Origin of the sequence: Pseudomonas sp. UME65 (assembly GCF_014170225.1) — a bacterium.
GTDB lineage: Bacteria > Pseudomonadota > Gammaproteobacteria > Pseudomonadales > Pseudomonadaceae > Aquipseudomonas > Aquipseudomonas protegens.
Map to the genome: position 1 here is coordinate 176,898 of NZ_LZZQ01000019.1, position 17,471 is coordinate 194,368.

Consider the following 17,471-nt stretch of genomic DNA (forward strand, 5'->3'; position numbering starts at 1 on the left):
CAGCGGCGCCAAGTCTTTGAACCTTGATGGTGCGCTGATGGTCAGTGCTCAGGGCCCCGCGATGGCGCCTCGAGGCCGCGCTGTGGGGCGGCATTGGCCGGAAAACTCCCGATAACGGGGCAAAACATTCAGCGCGGGGGCTTTGTGCACCGATTCTGTTCGCGCAGAGCCACGAGCGGCGCCGGCTACGCTGCTGGGGCTTTGCTGCTGGGTGTTCTCCAGCTTTCTTTGTGTCTCTTTTTTGAATCTATTTGTCGCTAAGCGGTCATTTTTGCCACGGGCCACCTCCGGGGCGGCGCACCGTGCATTTGCGGCATAGCGATTGCTATCACTCTTTCAGGGGGGCTGTGCCCCTCACGCTCGAAGCCGGGTCACGCACACACAGGGTTCAAATAAAAAGCCGTTCACGTCACGGCAAGGAGTTGGCTATGTCCCGCGCTTTCTTTGATGAAATGTATGCTGCCGATGGCGTCTGCCGGCCTCACTACCAGGGGTTTGCCCGCTGGCTGGCGGACACTCCTCTGGAACTTTTGGACCAGCGCCGGCGCGAAGCCGACCTGCTGTTCCACCGCGCCGGTATCACCTTCACCCTGTACGGTGACGAGCAGGGCACCGAGCGCCTGATTCCCTTCGACATCATTCCCCGCAGCATCAAGGCCAGCGAATGGCGCACCGTGGAGCGCGGCTGCATCCAGCGGGTGCAGGCGCTGAACCTGTTCCTCGCCGACCTCTATCACGGCCAGCGGATTCTCAAGGAAGGCATCATCCCCGCCGAACAGGTGCTGGCCAACGAGGGCTACCAGGTGGCGATGCAGGGCCTGGACCTGCACCGCGGCATCTATGCCCATATCGCCGGGGTCGACCTGGTGCGCGACGGCGACGGCAGCTACTACGTGCTCGAAGATAACCTGCGCACCCCCAGCGGTGTCAGCTACATGCTCGAAGACCGCAAGATGATGATGCGCCTGTTCCCCGAGCTGTTCGCCGCCCAGCGCATCGCGCCCATCGACCATTACCCGAACCTGCTGCTGGACACCCTGAAAAGCTCCAGCCCCCTGGATAACCCGACCGTGGTGGTGCTGACCCCGGGGCGCTTCAACAGTGCCTATTTCGAACATGCGTTCCTGGCCCGGGAGATGGGCGTGGAACTGGTGGAAGGCGCCGACCTGTTCGTGCGTGACGACCGGGTGTACATGCGCACCACCGCCGGTGCCCAGGCGGTGGACGTGATCTACCGACGCCTGGATGACGCCTACCTGGACCCGCTGTCGTTCAACCCCGATTCCATGCTCGGGGTGCCCGGGCTGATCGCCGCCTACCGCTGCGGCAACGTGGTGCTGGCCAATGCCGTGGGCACCGGGGTGGCCGACGACAAGTCGATCTACCCCTATGTGGACGAGATGATCCGCTTCTACCTGAGCGAGGAGCCGATCCTCAAGAACGTGCCCACCTGGCAGTGCCGCAAGCCCGCCGAACTGTCCCACGTGCTGGCCAACCTGGCGCAGTTGGTGGTCAAGGAAACCCAGGGTTCCGGCGGCTACGGCATGCTGGTGGGGCCGGCGGCCACGGCGGCGCAGATCGAGGAATTCCGCGTGCGGATCAAGGCCCGGCCCGAGGCCTATATCGCCCAGCCGACCCTGTCGCTGTCCACCTGCCCGACCTTTGTCGAAAGCGGCATCGCGCCGCGGCATATCGACCTGCGGCCGTTCGTGCTTTCGGGCCGGGAAACCCGCCTGGTACCCGGCGGCCTGACCCGGGTCGCGTTGCGCGAGGGCTCGCTGGTGGTCAACTCGTCCCAGGGCGGCGGCACCAAAGACACCTGGGTGGTGGAGGACTGAACCATGCTTTCAAGAACCGCAGCCGATCTGTACTGGATGTCCCGCTACCTGGAGCGTGCCGAGAACCTGGCACGCATGCTCGAAGTCAGTTACTCGCTGTCGCTGATGCCCCAGGCCGGGCGCGGCGACGGCCAGGCCGAACTGGCCATGTCGCTGCTGGCCGCCGGCACCCTGGACGATTACCACCAGCGCCACGGCGAACTCAACAGCGAGCGCATGCTGCATTTCTTCGCCCTCGACGAGAGCAACCCGGGCAGCATCTACTGCTGCCTGCGCGCGGCACGCAGCAACGCCCACGCGGTGCGCGGGCGGATCACCGCCGACATGTGGGAAAACATCAACGCCACCTGGCTGGAGATGCGCAACATCGCCCGCAACGGCCTGGGGCGCTACGGCATCAGCCAGTTCTGCGAGTGGGTCAAGGAGCGTTCGCACCTGTTCCGCGGCGCTACCGCCGGCACCATCATGCGCAACGATGCCTATCGCTTCATCCGCCTGGGGACCTTTATCGAACGCGCCGACAACACCCTGCGCCTGCTGGATGCGCGCTATGAAATGTTCGGCGAGGAGTCCGAAGAGGTCAGCGACGACTCGGCCCGTGGCTACTACCAGTGGAGCGCCTTGCTTCGCGCCTTGTCCTCCTTCGAGGCGTTCAACGAGATCTACCGCAACGCCCCGGGGGCCGAGCAGGTGTCCGAAATGCTGCTGCTGCGCGCCGATGTGCCGCGCTCGCTGCACGCCTGCGTCGAGGAGCTGGACCAGATCCTCGCCGCCCTGCCGGGGGACAACGGCCGCCCGGCACAGCGCCTGGCCGCCGAGCTGAATGCGCGGCTGCGCTACACCGGGATCAACGAGATTCTCGACTCCGGGCTGCACCAGTGGCTGACCGACTGCATCGCTCAGATCCGCCACCTGGGGCAAACCGTGCACGAGTCCTATCTGGAGGTGGTATGAAACTGTCCATTCGTCACGACACGACCTACAGCTACACCGATGAAGTCTGCACCAGCATCCAGTTTCTGCGCCTGACGCCCCAGAACAGCCTGCGCCAGCAGATCCTCCAATGGCACCTGGAGCTGCCGCGGCGGGTGCGTGCCCAGCGCGATCCCTACGGCAACATCCTCCACGTCATGACCCTGGACGAGCCCCACGGCGCGATCGTCCTCAGCGCTTTCGGCGAAGTGCAGATCGACCCGCTGCGCGAAGTGGAGGGCGACAGCCAGTCGCCGCTGCCGTTCCTGCGCAGCAGCCACCTGAGCAAGGCCGACCCGGCCCTGAGCGACTTTGCCCGACAGCATTGTGGCGAGCGCCGCGATCGCGCCGCGCTGATCGAGCTGATGCAGGCCCTGGCCGAGCACATGCCCTACAGCCCTGGCTCCACCGGGGTCGGCAGCACCGGCGCGCAAGCCTTTGCCGGCGGTGCCGGCGTCTGCCAGGACCACACCCATGCGTTCCTGGCCTGCGCCCGCAGCCTGGGCATACCGGCGCGCTACGTGTCCGGCTACCTGTGCACCGAGGACCAGAGCCACCTGGCCAGCCATGCCTGGGCCGAAGCCTGGCTGGATGACGGCTGGTACAGCTTCGATGTGACCAACCGCCTGGACCGCCCCGAGCGCCACCTGAAACTGGCGGTGGGCCTGGATTATCTGGACGCCTGCCCGGTACGCGGCATGCGTCGCGGTGGCGGGGCGGAGCAGATGCACGCTCAGGTGCAGGTCAGTTCCATGATGCAGGTCCAGCATCAATAGGCGCGCCGGGCTCAGTCGCGGCCCATGGCTTGGCGGCGGTATTCATCCGGGGTGGTGCCCATCATCCGCCGGAACATGCTGATAAAGGCCGAGGCGCTGCTGTAGCCCAGGTCCAGGCCGATGCTTTCCACGGTCCGTCCCTGTTCCAGCAGGGCCAGGGCCTGCACCACCTTCAGGCGCTGGCGCCATTCCACCAGTGACATGCCCAGCTCGCGCTGGCTGCGCCGCATCAGCGTGCGTTCGCTGGTGTTGGCGGCATGGGCCAGTTGCGGCAGCGAGCGCGGGTCGCCTGGGTTGGCCTTGAGGGTGCGCAGCACCGGGCCCAGCAGCGGGTCGTCGGAAGAGGGCAGGTAGCTGCCGGCGCAGGAGGCATGCCCCAGCTTGTCCACCAGCACCTGCAACAGGCGCTGTTGCTCGTCGCTCTGGGGCAGGCCCGGTGGCGCCTGGCGCAAGTCGTCCAGGAGCGCCAGGACCAGCGGGCTGAGGCTCAGGGCGCAGTGCCGGGCGGGCAGGGCGGTGCACAGCTCGGGCGCCAGGTACAGCGAGCAGTGGCAGGCTTCGTGGCGGTTGAAGCCCATGTGCTCGACATTCGGCGGCAGCCAGATGCCGTACTGCGGCGGCGCCAGGTAATGGTGGTCGCCCAGCTCGATTTCCATCACCCCGCTGTAGGCATAGACGAACTCGCCCCACGGATGGCGGTGGCGCGGGTAGGTGGCGTGGGCCGGCAGGTTGGCCGCGCGAAAGAAGATCGGCGCCGGCAGGGCTTCGCTGAAAGGTGGCAGGTGCAACTGTTGCGCGGCTTTGTTCACGGCGGGCACCGGTTGGCGGATAAGTGCTATGGGCTGGCGGATTAAAACTATATCTAGGAAAACTGTCAGGCGGACAATCCTTCATCACTTTTTCTCGATGAAGGATCTGCCATGGCCACTCGCCAACCCCTGGATGCCACCGCCTGCAGCCTGATGGTCGGCCTGTGCGCGATCTGGGGCCTGCAGCAGGTGGCACTCAAGGCCACTGCATCGGACATCGCCCCGGTGCTGCAGATTGCCCTGCGCTCCGGCGGCGCGGCGCTGCTGGTGGGGCTGCTGATGTGCTGGCGCGGCGAGCGCCTGGGGCTGGGCGACGGCCATTGGCGCCCGGGCCTGCTGGTGGGCGGGCTGTTCGCCCTGGAGTTTCTGCTGGTGGGTGAAGGGCTGCGCTACACCACGGCCTCGCACATGGCGATCTTTCTCTATACCGCGCCGATCTTCGCCGCCCTGGGGCTGCACTGGCTGATGCCGGCCGAGCGGTTGAAACCCGCGCAGTGGCTGGGTATCGGTGTGGCCTTTGGCGGCATAGTCGTGGCCTTTAGCGGCCCCGCCGCGGCCGGGCACGGCGGTGGCAGCCATGTGCTGCTGGGGGATTTTCTCGGGGTGCTGGGCGGGGTCGCCTGGGGCGCGACCACCGTGGTGGTGCGCTGTTCGCGGCTAGCCTCCAGCCCCACCACCCGTACCCTGCAGTATCAACTGCTGGGGGCCTTTGTCTGGCTCGGGCTGGCGGCGCTGCTGACCGATCAGACCAGCATCCATTTCACTCCGTTGGTGGTCGCCAGCCTGGGCTTCCAGGTGTTGGTGGTGTCGTTCGCCAGCTTCCTGATCTGGTTCACCCTGCTGCGCCGCTACCCGGCCTCGCGGTTGGGCGTGCTGTCGTTCATGACCCCGCTGTTCGGCATCGGTTTCGGGGTCTGGCTGCTGCATGAGCCGCTGGAGCCGAACTTCATTTTCGGCGCGTTGCTGGTGCTGGCGGGGATTGTCATGGTCAGCGGCTACGAGTGGCTGCGCCAGCGTTTCAAGCGCAATCGCGAAAGCCCGGTGGCGCCGCGCAGTTCTTGAAAGCCCGGGCGCTGGCAAGTCGGCTCCTGCCAGCGAAACCGTTCCCGGGACGATTCAGCGTTTCGCCGCCTCAAGGGCGTTGCGAATGTCTTCCTGCAACTGGCGGGCACCGCTGCAGGCAGGGTCGGCGGGGCCGTGCTTGCAGGATTTATCCAGCACCTTCAGCGCCAGATCGGCGTCGGGCGCTACGCCTATGCCCCGGCTCAGGTGGAAGCCGTACATGGTGCAGGCCCAGGGGTCATCCAGCTCACAGGCCTTGTTGAAGGTCTGCACTGCACAGTGCCGGGTGCCCTGGCTGTCGGCGTCGGCCGTGAGCATGCCGGCGGCGCGGTTGGTGCAGCCGGAGACCAGGCCCAGGCTGCAAGCGCGCTGGTACAGCGGTTCATAGCCTTCGGCCGGCCCTTTGGCCTGTTGCAGGGTGGTTGCCAGCCAGTAGCAATCGTTGCCGTCGCCGGTCTCGCAGCGCTGCAGGCAGGCCCCCAGCTGCTCCGGGATTTCGCAGCGGTTGGCCTGCGTGGCCCGTATCGCGGCCCTGGCCGGCATGTTGTCGCCGGGGCATTGCCTGGCCTGGGCCTGCCAGTCCTGCCGGGCCTGGACTTTGGCGTACAGGGCAGCGATCAGTTCCTGGTCGGTGGGCGCGGCGCTGGCGGCAATGCTCGACAGCAAGGCCATGCCGAACAGGCAGAAACGGTAGAGGCGATGCATGGGGCAGAGTCCTTTCCAGGGGGCGTGGGCGCGGGGGGGTATCTTAAGGATTTTCGCCAATAGCTCCAGGCCGCCGACGGGGTGGCGAGACGTTTTTTTTCAATTTGCCCCCGGCAGCTCTCTTGTGGTCCCGGGGTTTTACTCTGTACTGTATATAAAAACAGTATCCGGGCCCGACCATGCAACTGATCGACAAGCTGAGCATCCTCGCCGACGCCGCCAAGTACGACGCTTCCTGCGCCAGCAGCGGCGCGCCCAAGCGCAGTTCCGAAGGCAAGAGCGGGCTGGGTTCGAGCAATGGCATGGGCATCTGCCACAGCTATACGCCGGACGGGCGCTGCGTCTCGCTGCTCAAGGTGCTGCTGACCAATTTCTGCCTCTACGACTGCCAGTACTGCGTCAATCGCCGTTCCAGCGACGTACCCCGGGCACGCTTCAGCCCCGAGGAAGTCGTGCGCCTGACCCTGGATTTCTACCGGCGCAATTGCGTCAGCGGGCTGTTCCTCAGCTCGGGGATCATCCGCTCGGCGGACTACACCATGGAGCAACTGGTGCAGGTGGCCAGGCTGCTGCGCGAAGAGCACGAGTTCCGTGGCTACATCCACCTCAAGACCATCCCCGACGCCGACCCGTTGCTGATCGAGCAGGCCGGGCGCTACGCCGACCGCCTCAGCGTCAACGTCGAGCTGCCCACCGACCAGGGCCTCAAGGCCCTGGCCCCGGAAAAGCACCTGGGTTCGATCAAGCAGGCCATGGGCACCATCTATACCGGCGAGCAGACGGTGCTCAACGAGCCCCGGGCGCCGCGCTTCGCCCCGGCCGGGCAGAGCACCCAGATGATCGTCGGCGCCGATGACACCGACGACAGCACCATCCTCCACAGCGCCGAGGCGCTGTACGGCAACTTCCGCCTGCGTCGGGTCTATTACTCGGCCTTCAGCCCGATTCCCAACAGCCCGAAAAGCGTACCCCTGGCCGCGCCACCGCTGATGCGCGAGCACCGCCTGTACCAGGCCGACTTCCTGATGCGCGGCTATGGCTTCAGCGCCAACGAACTGTTCCAGGGGCCGGGGCACCTGGCCCTGGACATGGACCCCAAGCTGGCCTGGGCCCTGGACAACCGCAGCGTGTTTCCCCTGGACCTGAACCGTGCCGAACCGGCGCTGATCTCGCGCATTCCGGGGATCGGCCTGCGCACTACCCAGCGCCTGGTGGAACTGCGCCGCGAGCGGCGTATCCGCTACGAGGACCTGGCGCGCATGCGCTGTGTGCTGAGCAAGGCCAGGCCGTTCTTTATCACCAGCGACTATCACCCGCAGCAGGCGGAGACCAGCAGCGCGCTGCTCTACCAGCAACTGCGGGAACGCCCGCAACCGCAGCAGATGGGGCTTTGGGGATGATCAGCCTGGACTGTGACGACCTGTTCGACACCTGGCGCCAGCAGGCGCGCTGGCTGCTCAGCCATTCCATCGACCCGAGCCGGGTCAGTTGGTCCGGGACGCAGGAGGCCGATCTGTTCGCCAGCGATGAGGCTTGCCCTGAGCAGCCCGGTCCGTTTCGTGCGCGGATTCCCCTGGCCCTGCTGGAGCTGCTGGAACGGGCCGCCTGCTATCGCGGCGAGCAGCGCTGGAGCCTGTTGTACGAGGTGCTGTGGCGGGTCAGCCATGGCGACCGCACGGCCATGCTCAGCGGCGATCAACTGGGCAGCGAGTTGCAGCGGCGAATCAAGCAAGTCGACCGCGAGGCCCATCACCTGCATGCCTTCGTGCGCTTCGTCAGCTTGCCCGCGGGCCGCTCACAGCTGGCCGAGCAGCCTGAATACGTGGCCTGGCACGAGCCGGCCCACGACATCCTGGCCCAGGCCAGCCGGCATTTCATCGGGCGCATGGGGCGCCACCGCTGGATGATCGCCACGCCCCGGAACGGGGTGTATTTCGACGGTACGCAACTGCACCACCACAGGCGCTGCCCCAGCGCCTGGCGGCAACTGGCCCAGGCCGGTGAAGACCCCGGGGGCGAGCTGTGGCTGGCCTACTACAGCCATATCTTCAATCCGGCGCGGCTCAACCCCCGGGTGATGCAGGGGCATTTGCCGGCGCGCTTCTGGAAGCACCTGCCGGAGGGGCCGCTGATTCCGGCACTGATCAACCAGGCTCGCCACGGCAAGCAGCGCGACGGGCAGGCCAGCCAGGTGGCAGCACGGCCAGGCAAGCGGATCGGCCAGCCGCGCGGCGATAGCGCTGGGCAGGCCCCAGGGCCTTCCCTGACAATGGGCGGCTTTGAACAATGAGGCAGGCAGCCAATGGATGACGGCGTGGATGACGGCAAGGGCATTACCGAGGAATTCTGGTCGAAGGGAGTGACTGACGACGCGAAGATGATGTGGCGGGTGGGCAGCCGCGGCGTGACCTTCCTGGCGGCGCTGCTGCTGCCCAAGACCGGGTTCAAGGTCGTGGACATCGCGGTTGGAGTGCTGACCATGCTGATCCCCTTGCTGGTGATCGAGACCCAGAGGGCCTATTCGAAGTTTTCCCCCGGGTTTCTCGCCTGGGTGATCCGCATCAGTGTCTTTGCCAGCGGTGTGGCCATGGCCAGCCTGGGGCTGGTGGTCTACTTCGGGGTCGTGATGCCTTTGGTTTCAGCGGTGGGCATGCATTTTTTTCAACAGAGCGCCAGCCTCCAGTCCCAGGGGCAGAGCGGGGTGGAACTGGTCGGTTTCTGGTGGATGGCGGCTGTCACCGGCTTTGCCGTGATGTATGCAGTGTTCAAGAATTTTCGCGAGACCAAGGTGTTCGAGATCGTCTATCACCTGCCACGCAACGGCGTGAGGCAACTCATGCAGGAGCGGCCGCTGCGCGCCAGCAACTGGCCGATGTTCGTCTGGTTCGAGCTCTGCGTGTTGATCGCGAGCTTTTTCTACACCTTGATGGCATCCCAGGCCGCGCTGCTGGTGGTGGATGGAACGCAACAGGTGCTGATGTTGTTCGGTATCAGCCTCTGAGGGGGAGCCCCGCCTTCGGCTGGCATTCTGCAGGCTCCAGGCATGAAAAAGCCCGCCCCTGGCAAGCAGGGGCGGGCTCGGCTGAAGCAGGGGGGGGAATCAGACCTTGACGATCCAGCCCGCTGGCGCTTCGACGTCGCCGGTCTGCACACCGGTCAGCTCTTTATAGAGCTTCTGGGTGATCGGGCCGACTTCTTTTTCGCTGTAGAACACGTGCAGCTTGTTCTGGTACTCGATGCCGCCGATCGGCGTGATCACCGCGGCAGTACCGCAGGCACCGGCTTCCTTGAAGTCCGCCAGCTTGTCGATGAACACGTCGCCTTCGACCACTTCCAGGCCCAGGCGGGTCTTGGCCAGCTCGATCAGCGACAGGCGGGTGATGCCCGGCAGAACCGATGGCGAGTTGGGGGTGACGAATTTGTCGTCATGGGTGATGCCGAAGAAGTTGGCCGAACCCACTTCCTCGATCTTGCTGTGGGTCAGCGGGTCGAGGTAGATGCAGTCGGCGAAGCTGGCCTTCTTGGCCTGGGCGCCGGGCATCAGGCTGGCGGCGTAGTTGCCACCGACCTTGGCCGCGCCGGTGCCCTGAGGCGCCGCGCGGTCGTAGCTGGAGATCAGGAAGTTGTGCGGGGTCAGGCCGCCCTTGAAGTAGGCGCCGACCGGGATGGCGAAGATCGAGAAGATGAACTCCGGCGCGGTGCGCACGCCGATGTTGTCGCCGACGCCGATCACGAACGGGCGCAGGTACAACGCGCCGCCGGTGCCGTAGGGCGGGATGAAGCGTTCGTTAGCCTTGACCACGGCCTTGCAGGCTTCGATGAACTGTTCGGTGGAGACCTGCGGCATCAGCAGGCGGGCGCAGCTGCGCTGCATGCGTGCGGCGTTCTGGTCCGGACGGAACAGGTTGATCGAACCGTCCTTGCAGCGGTAGGCCTTGAGGCCTTCGAAACATTGCTGGCCATAGTGCAGGGCGGTGGAGCCCTCGCTGATGTGCAGCACATTGTCTTCAGTCAGGGTGCCTGCGTCCCACTCGCCGTTACGCCAGTGCGACAGATAGCGCTTGTCTGTCTTGATGTAGTCAAAACCCAGCTTGTCCCAATTGATGCTTTCGTTACCCATGACACCCTCTATCGCTTAACAACCGTCGGAACGGCTCAAGGCTTCTGACGTTTTTTTGGATGGGCACAACAATACTGCATTCCGGGGGCGTGCCGCATCCCGGACGATGGGAGGGGGCGCAAAAAAACTTAGCCTGCTTATGAAGCTTCCCCCCTAACAGCCCCATACCCCTGTAGGAGCGAGCTTGCTCGCGAAGGCCCCGGCGCGAACGCTTGGCTATCCCCGTCAGCCCTTTCGCGAGCAAGCTCGCTCCTACCTGGGCACTGTCCTGTGTGCCCCTTGAATGGTTACAGATGCAGGGCGTGGCCCAGTGCCCGCAGCGCTGCTTCCTGGACCGCTTCACCCAGGGTCGGGTGGGCGTGGATGGTGCCGCCGATGTCTTCCAGGCGCGCGCCCATTTCCAGGGATTGGCCGAACGCCGTGGACAACTCGGAGACTCCGACTCCCACTGCCTGCCAGCCGACAATCAGGTAATTGTCACTTCGGGCCACCACCCGCACGAAACCGCTTTTCGATTCCAGGGTCATGGCCCGGCCATTGGCCGCGAACGGGAAGCTGCTGACGATGCAATCCAGGCCGGCAGCGCGGGCCTCGTCCGGGGTCTTGCCCACCACCACCAGTTCCGGGTCGGTGAAGCACACCGCGGGGATCGCTGCCGGGTTGAATTCCCGGTGCTTGCCGGCGATCAGCTCGGCGACCATCTCGCCCTGGGCCATGGCCCGGTGCGCGAGCATCGGCTCACCGCTCAGGTCGCCGATGGCCCAGACGTTGCGCATGCTGGTCTGGCACCGGTGGTCGATCTTGATGGCCGCGCCGTTCATGTCCAGGTTCAGGCTTTCCAGGTTCCAGCCCTGGGTGTTGGGCTTGCGGCCCACCGCCACCAGTACCTGGTCGGTGGCCAGGTTCAGGGTGTCGCCATTGGGTTCGCGTACCTGCAGGCTGCTGCTGGCGGCATCGAAGCCCAGCACGCTGTGCTTGAGGTAGAGCTTGATCCCCAACTGCTTCACCGAGTCCAGCACCGGCTGGGTCAGTTCGCCGTCGTAGGCGGGCAGGATGCGTTCCTGGGCCTCCACCACGCTGACCTCGACCCCGAGCTTGCGGTAGGCGATGCCCAGTTCCAGGCCGATGTAGCCGCCGCCGACCACGGTCAGGCGCTTGGGCAGGGTCTTGGGCGCCAGGGCCTCGGTGGAGGAAATGATCGGCCCGCCGGTGGGCAGCATCGGCAGGTTGACGCTTTTCGAACCGGTGGCCAGCAGCAGGTGCTCGCACTGGATGCGGGTATCGGCGCCTTCGATCTCCACGGTCTTGCCGTCGATGACCCTGGCCCAGCCCTGGATCACCTGGACCTTGTTTTTCTTCAGCAGCGCGGCGACCCCGGTGGTCAGGCGGTCGACGATGCCGTCCTTCCATTCCACGCTCTTGCCGATGTTCAGGGTTGGCGCCGCCACTTCGATGCCCAGGGCCGAGCCCTGGCTGTGGTGGCGGGTCTGGTGAAACTGCTCGGCGACATGGATCAGCGCCTTGGACGGGATGCAACCGATGTTCAGGCAGGTGCCGCCCAGGGACTGGCCCTCCACCAGAATGGTGGAGATGCCCAGCTGGCCGGCGCGGATGGCCGCCACATAACCGCCAGGGCCGCCGCCGATGATCAACAGTTGGGTATTGAGAGTCTGTTGCATGTCTTACTCCACAAACAGCGTGGCGGGTTGTTCGAGCAGGCCGCGAATGGCCTGGATGAATTGCGCAGCGTCCATGCCGTCGACCACCCGATGATCGAAGGAGCTGGAGAGGTTCATCATCTTGCGGATCACGATCTGGCCCTTGATCACCATGGGCCGCTCGACGATGCGGTTGACCCCGACAATCGCCACTTCCGGCAGGTTCAGCACCGGCGTGCTGACGATCCCGCCCAGCGCGCCGAGGCTGGTGAGGGTGATGGTGGAACCGGAGAGTTCATCCCGGGCGGCCTTGCCGCTGCGAGCGGCCTGGGCCAGGCGCGCGATTTCCTCGGCGTTGCCCCACAGGCTGCGGGCTTCGGCGTGGCGCACCACCGGTACCATCAGGCCGACGTCGCTCTGGGTGGCGACCCCGACATGCACCGCGCCGTGGCGGGTGATGACCTGGGCTTCGTCGTCATAGCGGGCGTTGATCTGCGGGAAGTCGCGCAGGGCCACTACCATGGCCCGCACCAGGAACGGCAGCAGGGTCAGCTTGCCGCGGGTGGCGCCGTGCTTTTCATTGAGGTGGATGCGCAGCTCTTCCAGGGCGGTGACGTCCACTTCCTCGACATAGCTGAAGTGCGCGGCGCGATGCTTGGACTCCTGCATGCGCTGGGCGATCTTGCGGCGCATGCCAATGACCTGGATCTGCTCTTCATCATGGCGCTCGGCATAGCCGGCCCCTGGCGCCGAGTAACCCTTGAGCGGCTGGCTGTCCTGGGCCAGGTAGGCGTCCAGGTCTTCGTGCAGGATGCGCCCGGCCGGGCCGCTGCCTTGCACCAGGCGCAGCTGGATGCCCAGGTCCAGGGCATGCTTGCGCACCGCCGGCGAGGCCAGCGGACGCTCGTCGGCTTCCCGGGCCACCGGTGCCTGGGGCGCTGGGCGGCAGGCTGCTGCTGGACTGGCGACGGGTTTTTCCGCTTTGGGGGCTTGGGCCACTGGCGCGGCGGCCACGGGCTTATTAATAGCTGCCGGCTCTTTTGCCGCCGGTGCGGCTGCCTGGGCGGATTCCTTGAGGTTGCCCGCGCCTTCGACCTCGATGCTGATGAGGATGCTGCCCACCGCCATCACTTCACCGGGCTCGCCGCCCAGGGAGATGACCTTGCCGTGCACCGGGGAGGGGATGTCGACCATCGCCTTGTCGGTCATCACGTCTGCCAGAACCTGATCTTCCACTACCTGATCGCCGACCTTGACGTGCCACTGCGCCAGTTCAACTTCCGCGATGCCTTCGCCGATGTCCGGCATCTTGATTACGTGCGTGCCCATTCAGACCTCCATGACCCGTTGCAGCGCCGCGCCCACTCGGGACGGCCCTGGGAAATATGCCCACTCCTGCGCGTGGGGATACGGCGTATCCCAACCGGTGACGCGCTCGATCGGGGCTTCCAGGTGGTGGAAGCAGTGTTCCTGCACCAGCGACACCAGTTCGGCGCCGAAACCGCAGGTACGGGTAGCTTCATGCACCACCACGCAACGGCCGGTCTTTTTCACCGACTTGACGATGGTGTCCAGGTCCAGGGGCCACAGGCTGCGCAGGTCGATGACCTCGGCGTCGATGCCGGTTTCCTCGGCCGCCACTTGCGACACGTAGACGGTGGTGCCGTAGGTGAGGATGGTCACGTCCTTGCCCGGGCGGGCGATGGCCGCCACGTCCAGCGGCACCTTGTAGTAGCCGTCCGGCACCTGGGCCGCCGGGTGTTTCGACCAGGGGGTTACCGGGCGATCGTGGTGGCCGTCGAAGGGGCCGTTATACAGGCGCTTGGGTTCGAGGAAGATCACCGGGTCATCGTTCTCGATGGAGGCGATCAACAGGCCCTTGGCGTCGTAGGGGTTGGACGGCATCACGGTGCGCAGGCCGCAGACCTGGGTAAACATCGCCTCGATGCTCTGGCTATGGGTCTGCCCGCCGTAGATCCCGCCGCCGCAAGGCATGCGCAGGGTCATGGGCGCGGTGAACTGGCCGGCGGAGCGATAGCGCAGGCGCGCGGCCTCGGAAATGATCTGGTCCGAGGCCGGGTAGACGTAGTCGGCGAACTGGATTTCCGCCACCGGGCGCAGGCCGTAGGCGCCCATGCCGATGGCCGCGCCGACGATGCCGCTTTCCGAGATCGGCGCGTCGAACACCCGCGAGGTGCCGTACTTGGCCTGCAGGCCTTCGGTGCAGCGGAACACGCCGCCGAAGTAGCCCACGTCCTGGCCGAACACCACGACGTTGTCGTCACGCTCGAGCATCACATCCATGGCCGAGCGCAGGGCCTGGATCATGGTCATGGTGGTGGTGGTCATGGCGGTGTCCAGCTGGATATTGTTGTTGTGATCGTTCATTTCAGATCCCCAGTTCCTGGCGTTGGCGTTTCAGGTGCTCGGGCATGTCCTTGTAGACATCCTCGAACATGGTCGCGGCGCTGGGGATCTGGCCGCCGGCGAGGGTGCCGTACTGCTCGGCTTCCTTCTGGGCGGCGATGACCTGGGCTTCCAGCTCGGCACTGACCGCGGCGTGTTCCTCTTCGGACCACTGGCCGATCTTGATCAGGTGCTGCTTGAGGCGGGCAATCGGATCGCCCAGGGGGAAGTGGCTCCAGTCGTCGGCCGGGCGGTACTTGGACGGGTCGTCGGAGGTGGAGTGCGGGCCGGCGCGGTAGGTGACCCACTCGATCAGGGTCGGGCCAAGGTTGCGGCGGGCACGTTCGGCGGCCCAGCGCGAGGCGGTGTAGACGGCGATGAAATCGTTGCCGTCGACCCGCAGGGAAGCGATGCCGCAGCCCACGCCGCGTCCGGCGAAGGTGGTGGCTTCACCGCCGGCGATGGCCTGGAAGGTGGAGATCGCCCACTGGTTGTTGACCACGTTGAGGATCACCGGTGCGCGATACACGTGGGCGAAGGTCAGGGCGGTGTGGAAGTCCGACTCGGCGGTGGCGCCGTCGCCGATCCAGGCCGAGGCGATCTTGGTATCGCCCTTGATCGCCGAGGCCATGCCCCAGCCCACGCCCTGCACGAACTGGGTCGCCAGGTTGCCGGAGATAGTAAAGAACCCGGATTCCTTCACCGAGTACATGATCGGCAGCTGGCGCCCCTTGAGCGGATCGCGCTCGTTGGACAGCAGTTGGCAGATCATCTCCACCAGCGGCACTTCCCGGGCCATCAGGATGCTTTGCTGGCGGTAGGTGGGGAAGCACATGTCGTCGATGTTCAACGCCAGGGCCTGGGCACTGCCGATGGCTTCCTCGCCCAGGCTCTGCATATAGAAGGACATCTTCTTCTGCCGTTGGGCGACCACCATGCGGTTGTCGAAGATCCGCGTCTTGAGCATGGCGCGCATGCCCTGGCGGAGGATCTCCACAGGCACGTCCGCGGCCCAGTCGCCCAGGGCGTTGCCCTGATCGTCGAGCACGCGGATCAGGCCACGGGCCAGGTCGGCGCAGTCGGCAGGTTCGATATCGATAGGAGGTTTGCGGGCCAGGCCGGCATCGTTCAGACGCAGGTAGGTGAAGTCGGTCTTGCAGCCGGGACGCCCCGAGGGCTCGGGAACGTGCAGGCGTAGCGGTGCATACGCTGGGGTCATGGCTTTCTACGCTCGATCTTGTGGATTTCTTGTAATTGGGCGCGCTAGCTGACAGTCATTCCCTGGGTAAGAGAAATCTTGTCCTACAAACATCATAGGCCGGGCGTAGAAGAATATTTATCTCTGTTTCATTGCGCTGGACGGTATTTGCAGATAAAAAATCTGCATAAACATAAAAAACAGGTTGTTTTGTCTCATGCGCAAACTGGACCGTACCGATATCGGCATTCTCAACAGTCTTCAGGAGAATGCCCGCATCACCAACGCTGACCTCGCCCGCTCGGTGAATCTTTCTCCCACCCCGTGTTTCAACCGGGTCAAGGCCATGGAGGAGCTGGGGCTGATCCGCGAGCAGGTGACCCTGCTGGATGCCGACCTGTTGGGGCTGCACGTCAATGTGTTCATCCACGTCAGCCTGGAGAAGCAGGTGGAAGAGGCCCTGCAGCACTTCGAGGAGGCCATCGCCGACCGCCCGGAGGTGATGGAGTGCTACCTGATGGCCGGTGATCCGGACTATCTGATCCGGGTGCTGGTGCCCAGCATCCAGTCCCTGGAACGCTTCATGATGGACTTCCTGACCAAGGTCCCCGGGGTGGCCAATATCCGTTCCAGCTTTGCCCTCAAGCAGGTGCGCTACAAGACCGCGCTGCCTTTGCCGGCCAACGGCCTGACACTGGGCACCTGAGGTTCAGGCCGGGACTTCGCTCCACAGCTGTTGCAGTTGCTTGAAGTCCCAGGCCTCTTGCGCTTCCCGGGCGACGATGTGTTCCTCGCCCTGCAGCCGTGAAAGGTCCAGGACCCGTTGCGGCAGGGGCATCTTCGAGCGTGTGGAAAAGAACACCTTGACCTTGGGCAGCAGCAGCGACTCGCTGTTCTGCTCCAGGACCACCGCCAGCTTGCCGCTGTTCAGGCGCACCAGGGAACCCACCGGGTAGATGCCCACGCACTTGACCAGGGCCTGCAACACCCGCGGGCCGAAATGCCCGGTCCAGCCGGACATGCGCTGCAAGGCTTCGGCCGGGTCCCAGCCCCGGTTGTAGGGGCGGGTCGAGGTCACGGCGTCATACACGTCGCAGACCGCACCCATCTGTGCGAACAGACTGATCTGCTCCCCCGCCAGGTGGTGCGGGTAGCCGCTGCCGTCGATCTTTTCGTGATGGTGCAGGCACACATCCAGCACCAGCGCGTCCAACTGCGGGTTCTGGCGCAGGATGGCACCACCGGCGGCAGGGTGCAGCTTGATCCGCTCGAACTCGTCGGCGGAGAGTTTTTCCGGTTTGTTGAGGATGCTGTCGGGGATGGTCAGCTTGCCGATGTCGTGCAGCAGCCCGGCGACTCCGGCCTGGTGCACCTGCTCCACCGGCAGCTCCAGTTGCCGGGCCACCGCCACCATCAGCGCGCAGACCGCCACCGAGTGCATGTAGGTGTAGTCGTCGGCGGTCTTGAGCCGGGCCAGGCTGATCAGCACGTCGGGGTGGCGCAGCAGCGAGCTGGAGATGTTGTGCACCAGCTCGTCCACCTGGACCAGCTCGATGGCCTGGCCCATGCGCACCTCCTGGAACATCTGCATCACCGCCTTCTTGGAGTGGGCGCAGATCTTCAGCGCACGCTGGATTTCCTCGGCCCGCTCGACCCGCAGCGGGGCTTCGCCCTTGAGCGGCGGCTGGGCGGCCGGCGCGCTGGGCTGCGGGTTCGCCGGCAGGTCCAGGCCCTTGTCCGAGTCGATCCACAGGCTGCTGACATTGGACTGGCGCAGGCGCTGCAGGTCGGCGTGGCTATTGAGCACGAAGCCGGCTTTCCAGAACGAATGGTCCAGCCACGAACCGCAGAACTGGTGGATATACATGCCCATCTGCAACTGCTGCACGGAAATGAGTTTGAGCACGGTCGAGCCCCCCACCTGATT

The 17,471-nt window shown here is 65.3% G+C and carries 16 protein-coding genes; 8 read left to right on the top strand and 8 right to left on the bottom strand.

Annotation, left to right across the window (positions count from 1 at the left end; genetic code table 11):
• The first annotated feature begins 428 nt into the window (after positions 1 to 428).
• The 3 genes from A9971_RS32380 to A9971_RS32390 are packed head-to-tail and all read left to right on the top strand — an operon-like array spanning position 429 to position 3,586.
• Positions 429 to 1,838: a circularly permuted type 2 ATP-grasp protein gene (locus A9971_RS32380; RefSeq protein WP_011060815.1), complete on the top strand. Its 1,410-nt coding sequence runs from the start codon at positions 429 to 431 to the stop codon at positions 1,836 to 1,838.
• Between the two features lie 3 nt (positions 1,839 to 1,841).
• On the top strand, positions 1,842 to 2,792 hold the full coding sequence (locus tag A9971_RS32385; protein ID WP_011060816.1) for an alpha-E domain-containing protein: 951 nt from the start codon (positions 1,842 to 1,844) through the stop codon (positions 2,790 to 2,792).
• Positions 2,789 to 3,586: a transglutaminase family protein gene (locus A9971_RS32390; protein ID WP_183000484.1), complete on the top strand. Its 798-nt coding sequence runs from the start codon at positions 2,789 to 2,791 to the stop codon at positions 3,584 to 3,586. Before A9971_RS32385 ends, A9971_RS32390 begins: the two co-directional genes overlap by 4 nt.
• Positions 3,587 to 3,597: 11 nt before the next feature.
• Here the strand turns inward: A9971_RS32390 and A9971_RS32395 are convergent, their stop codons facing one another.
• Complete coding sequence (locus A9971_RS32395) at positions 3,598 to 4,395, bottom strand: helix-turn-helix domain-containing protein (protein WP_019094321.1); 798 nt, start codon at positions 4,393 to 4,395, stop codon at positions 3,598 to 3,600.
• Positions 4,396 to 4,506: 111 nt separating this feature from the next.
• Between A9971_RS32395 and A9971_RS32400 the strand changes: the two genes are divergently transcribed.
• Entirely contained in the window at positions 4,507 to 5,457 is a 951-nt protein-coding gene (locus A9971_RS32400) for a DMT family transporter (protein ID WP_011060819.1), read from the top strand.
• Positions 5,458 to 5,511: 54 nt separating this feature from the next.
• Here A9971_RS32400 and A9971_RS32405 read toward each other — a convergent pair whose 3' ends face one another.
• Complete coding sequence (locus A9971_RS32405; RefSeq protein ID WP_123430953.1) at positions 5,512 to 6,162, bottom strand: sel1 repeat family protein; 651 nt, start codon at positions 6,160 to 6,162, stop codon at positions 5,512 to 5,514.
• Positions 6,163 to 6,341: 179 nt separating this feature from the next.
• On the opposite strand from A9971_RS32405, the gene A9971_RS32410 reads away from it, so the two are divergent.
• Genes A9971_RS32410 through A9971_RS32420 form a run of 3 tightly spaced genes read left to right on the top strand, consistent with a single transcriptional unit; the run spans position 6,342 to position 9,163 of the window.
• The gene (locus A9971_RS32410) at positions 6,342 to 7,562 is read left to right on the top strand and encodes a putative DNA modification/repair radical SAM protein (protein ID WP_183000485.1); all 1,221 of its coding nucleotides are present in this window, start codon (positions 6,342 to 6,344) and stop codon (positions 7,560 to 7,562) included.
• Positions 7,559 to 8,452 (top strand): TIGR03915 family putative DNA repair protein, encoded by an 894-nt coding sequence (locus tag A9971_RS32415; RefSeq protein ID WP_183000486.1) that lies wholly within the window; start codon positions 7,559 to 7,561, stop codon positions 8,450 to 8,452. Before A9971_RS32410 ends, A9971_RS32415 begins: the two co-directional genes overlap by 4 nt.
• Before the next feature lie 12 nt (positions 8,453 to 8,464).
• Complete coding sequence (locus A9971_RS32420; protein ID WP_065363798.1) at positions 8,465 to 9,163, top strand: hypothetical protein; 699 nt, start codon at positions 8,465 to 8,467, stop codon at positions 9,161 to 9,163.
• 99 nt (positions 9,164 to 9,262) lie between these two features.
• Here A9971_RS32420 and A9971_RS32425 read toward each other — a convergent pair whose 3' ends face one another.
• The 5 genes from A9971_RS32425 to A9971_RS32445 form a co-directional block, all read right to left on the bottom strand.
• Positions 9,263 to 10,282 (bottom strand): branched-chain amino acid aminotransferase, encoded by a 1,020-nt coding sequence (locus tag A9971_RS32425; protein WP_011060826.1) that lies wholly within the window; start codon positions 10,280 to 10,282, stop codon positions 9,263 to 9,265.
• A gap of 287 nt (positions 10,283 to 10,569) precedes the next feature.
• Positions 10,570 to 11,961: a dihydrolipoyl dehydrogenase gene (lpdA, locus tag A9971_RS32430; RefSeq protein WP_183000487.1), complete on the bottom strand. Its 1,392-nt coding sequence runs from the start codon at positions 11,959 to 11,961 to the stop codon at positions 10,570 to 10,572.
• Between the two features lie 3 nt (positions 11,962 to 11,964).
• The gene (locus A9971_RS32435) at positions 11,965 to 13,269 is read right to left on the bottom strand and encodes a dihydrolipoamide acetyltransferase family protein (protein ID WP_053150929.1); all 1,305 of its coding nucleotides are present in this window, start codon (positions 13,267 to 13,269) and stop codon (positions 11,965 to 11,967) included.
• A complete protein-coding gene (locus A9971_RS32440) occupies positions 13,270 to 14,328 on the bottom strand; it encodes an alpha-ketoacid dehydrogenase subunit beta (RefSeq protein WP_011060829.1) in 1,059 nt (352 codons plus the stop codon).
• A gap of 1 nt (position 14,329) precedes the next feature.
• Positions 14,330 to 15,565: a 3-methyl-2-oxobutanoate dehydrogenase (2-methylpropanoyl-transferring) subunit alpha gene (locus A9971_RS32445; protein WP_065363800.1), complete on the bottom strand. Its 1,236-nt coding sequence runs from the start codon at positions 15,563 to 15,565 to the stop codon at positions 14,330 to 14,332.
• Between the two features lie 196 nt (positions 15,566 to 15,761).
• Between A9971_RS32445 and bkdR the strand changes: the two genes are divergently transcribed.
• Positions 15,762 to 16,250: a Bkd operon transcriptional regulator BkdR gene (gene bkdR / locus A9971_RS32450; protein WP_011060831.1), complete on the top strand. Its 489-nt coding sequence runs from the start codon at positions 15,762 to 15,764 to the stop codon at positions 16,248 to 16,250.
• Between the two features lie 3 nt (positions 16,251 to 16,253).
• Here the strand turns inward: bkdR and A9971_RS32455 are convergent, their stop codons facing one another.
• Positions 16,254 to 17,450: an HD-GYP domain-containing protein gene (locus A9971_RS32455; RefSeq protein WP_015635270.1), complete on the bottom strand. Its 1,197-nt coding sequence runs from the start codon at positions 17,448 to 17,450 to the stop codon at positions 16,254 to 16,256.
• Between the last annotated feature and the right edge of the window lie 21 nt (positions 17,451 to 17,471).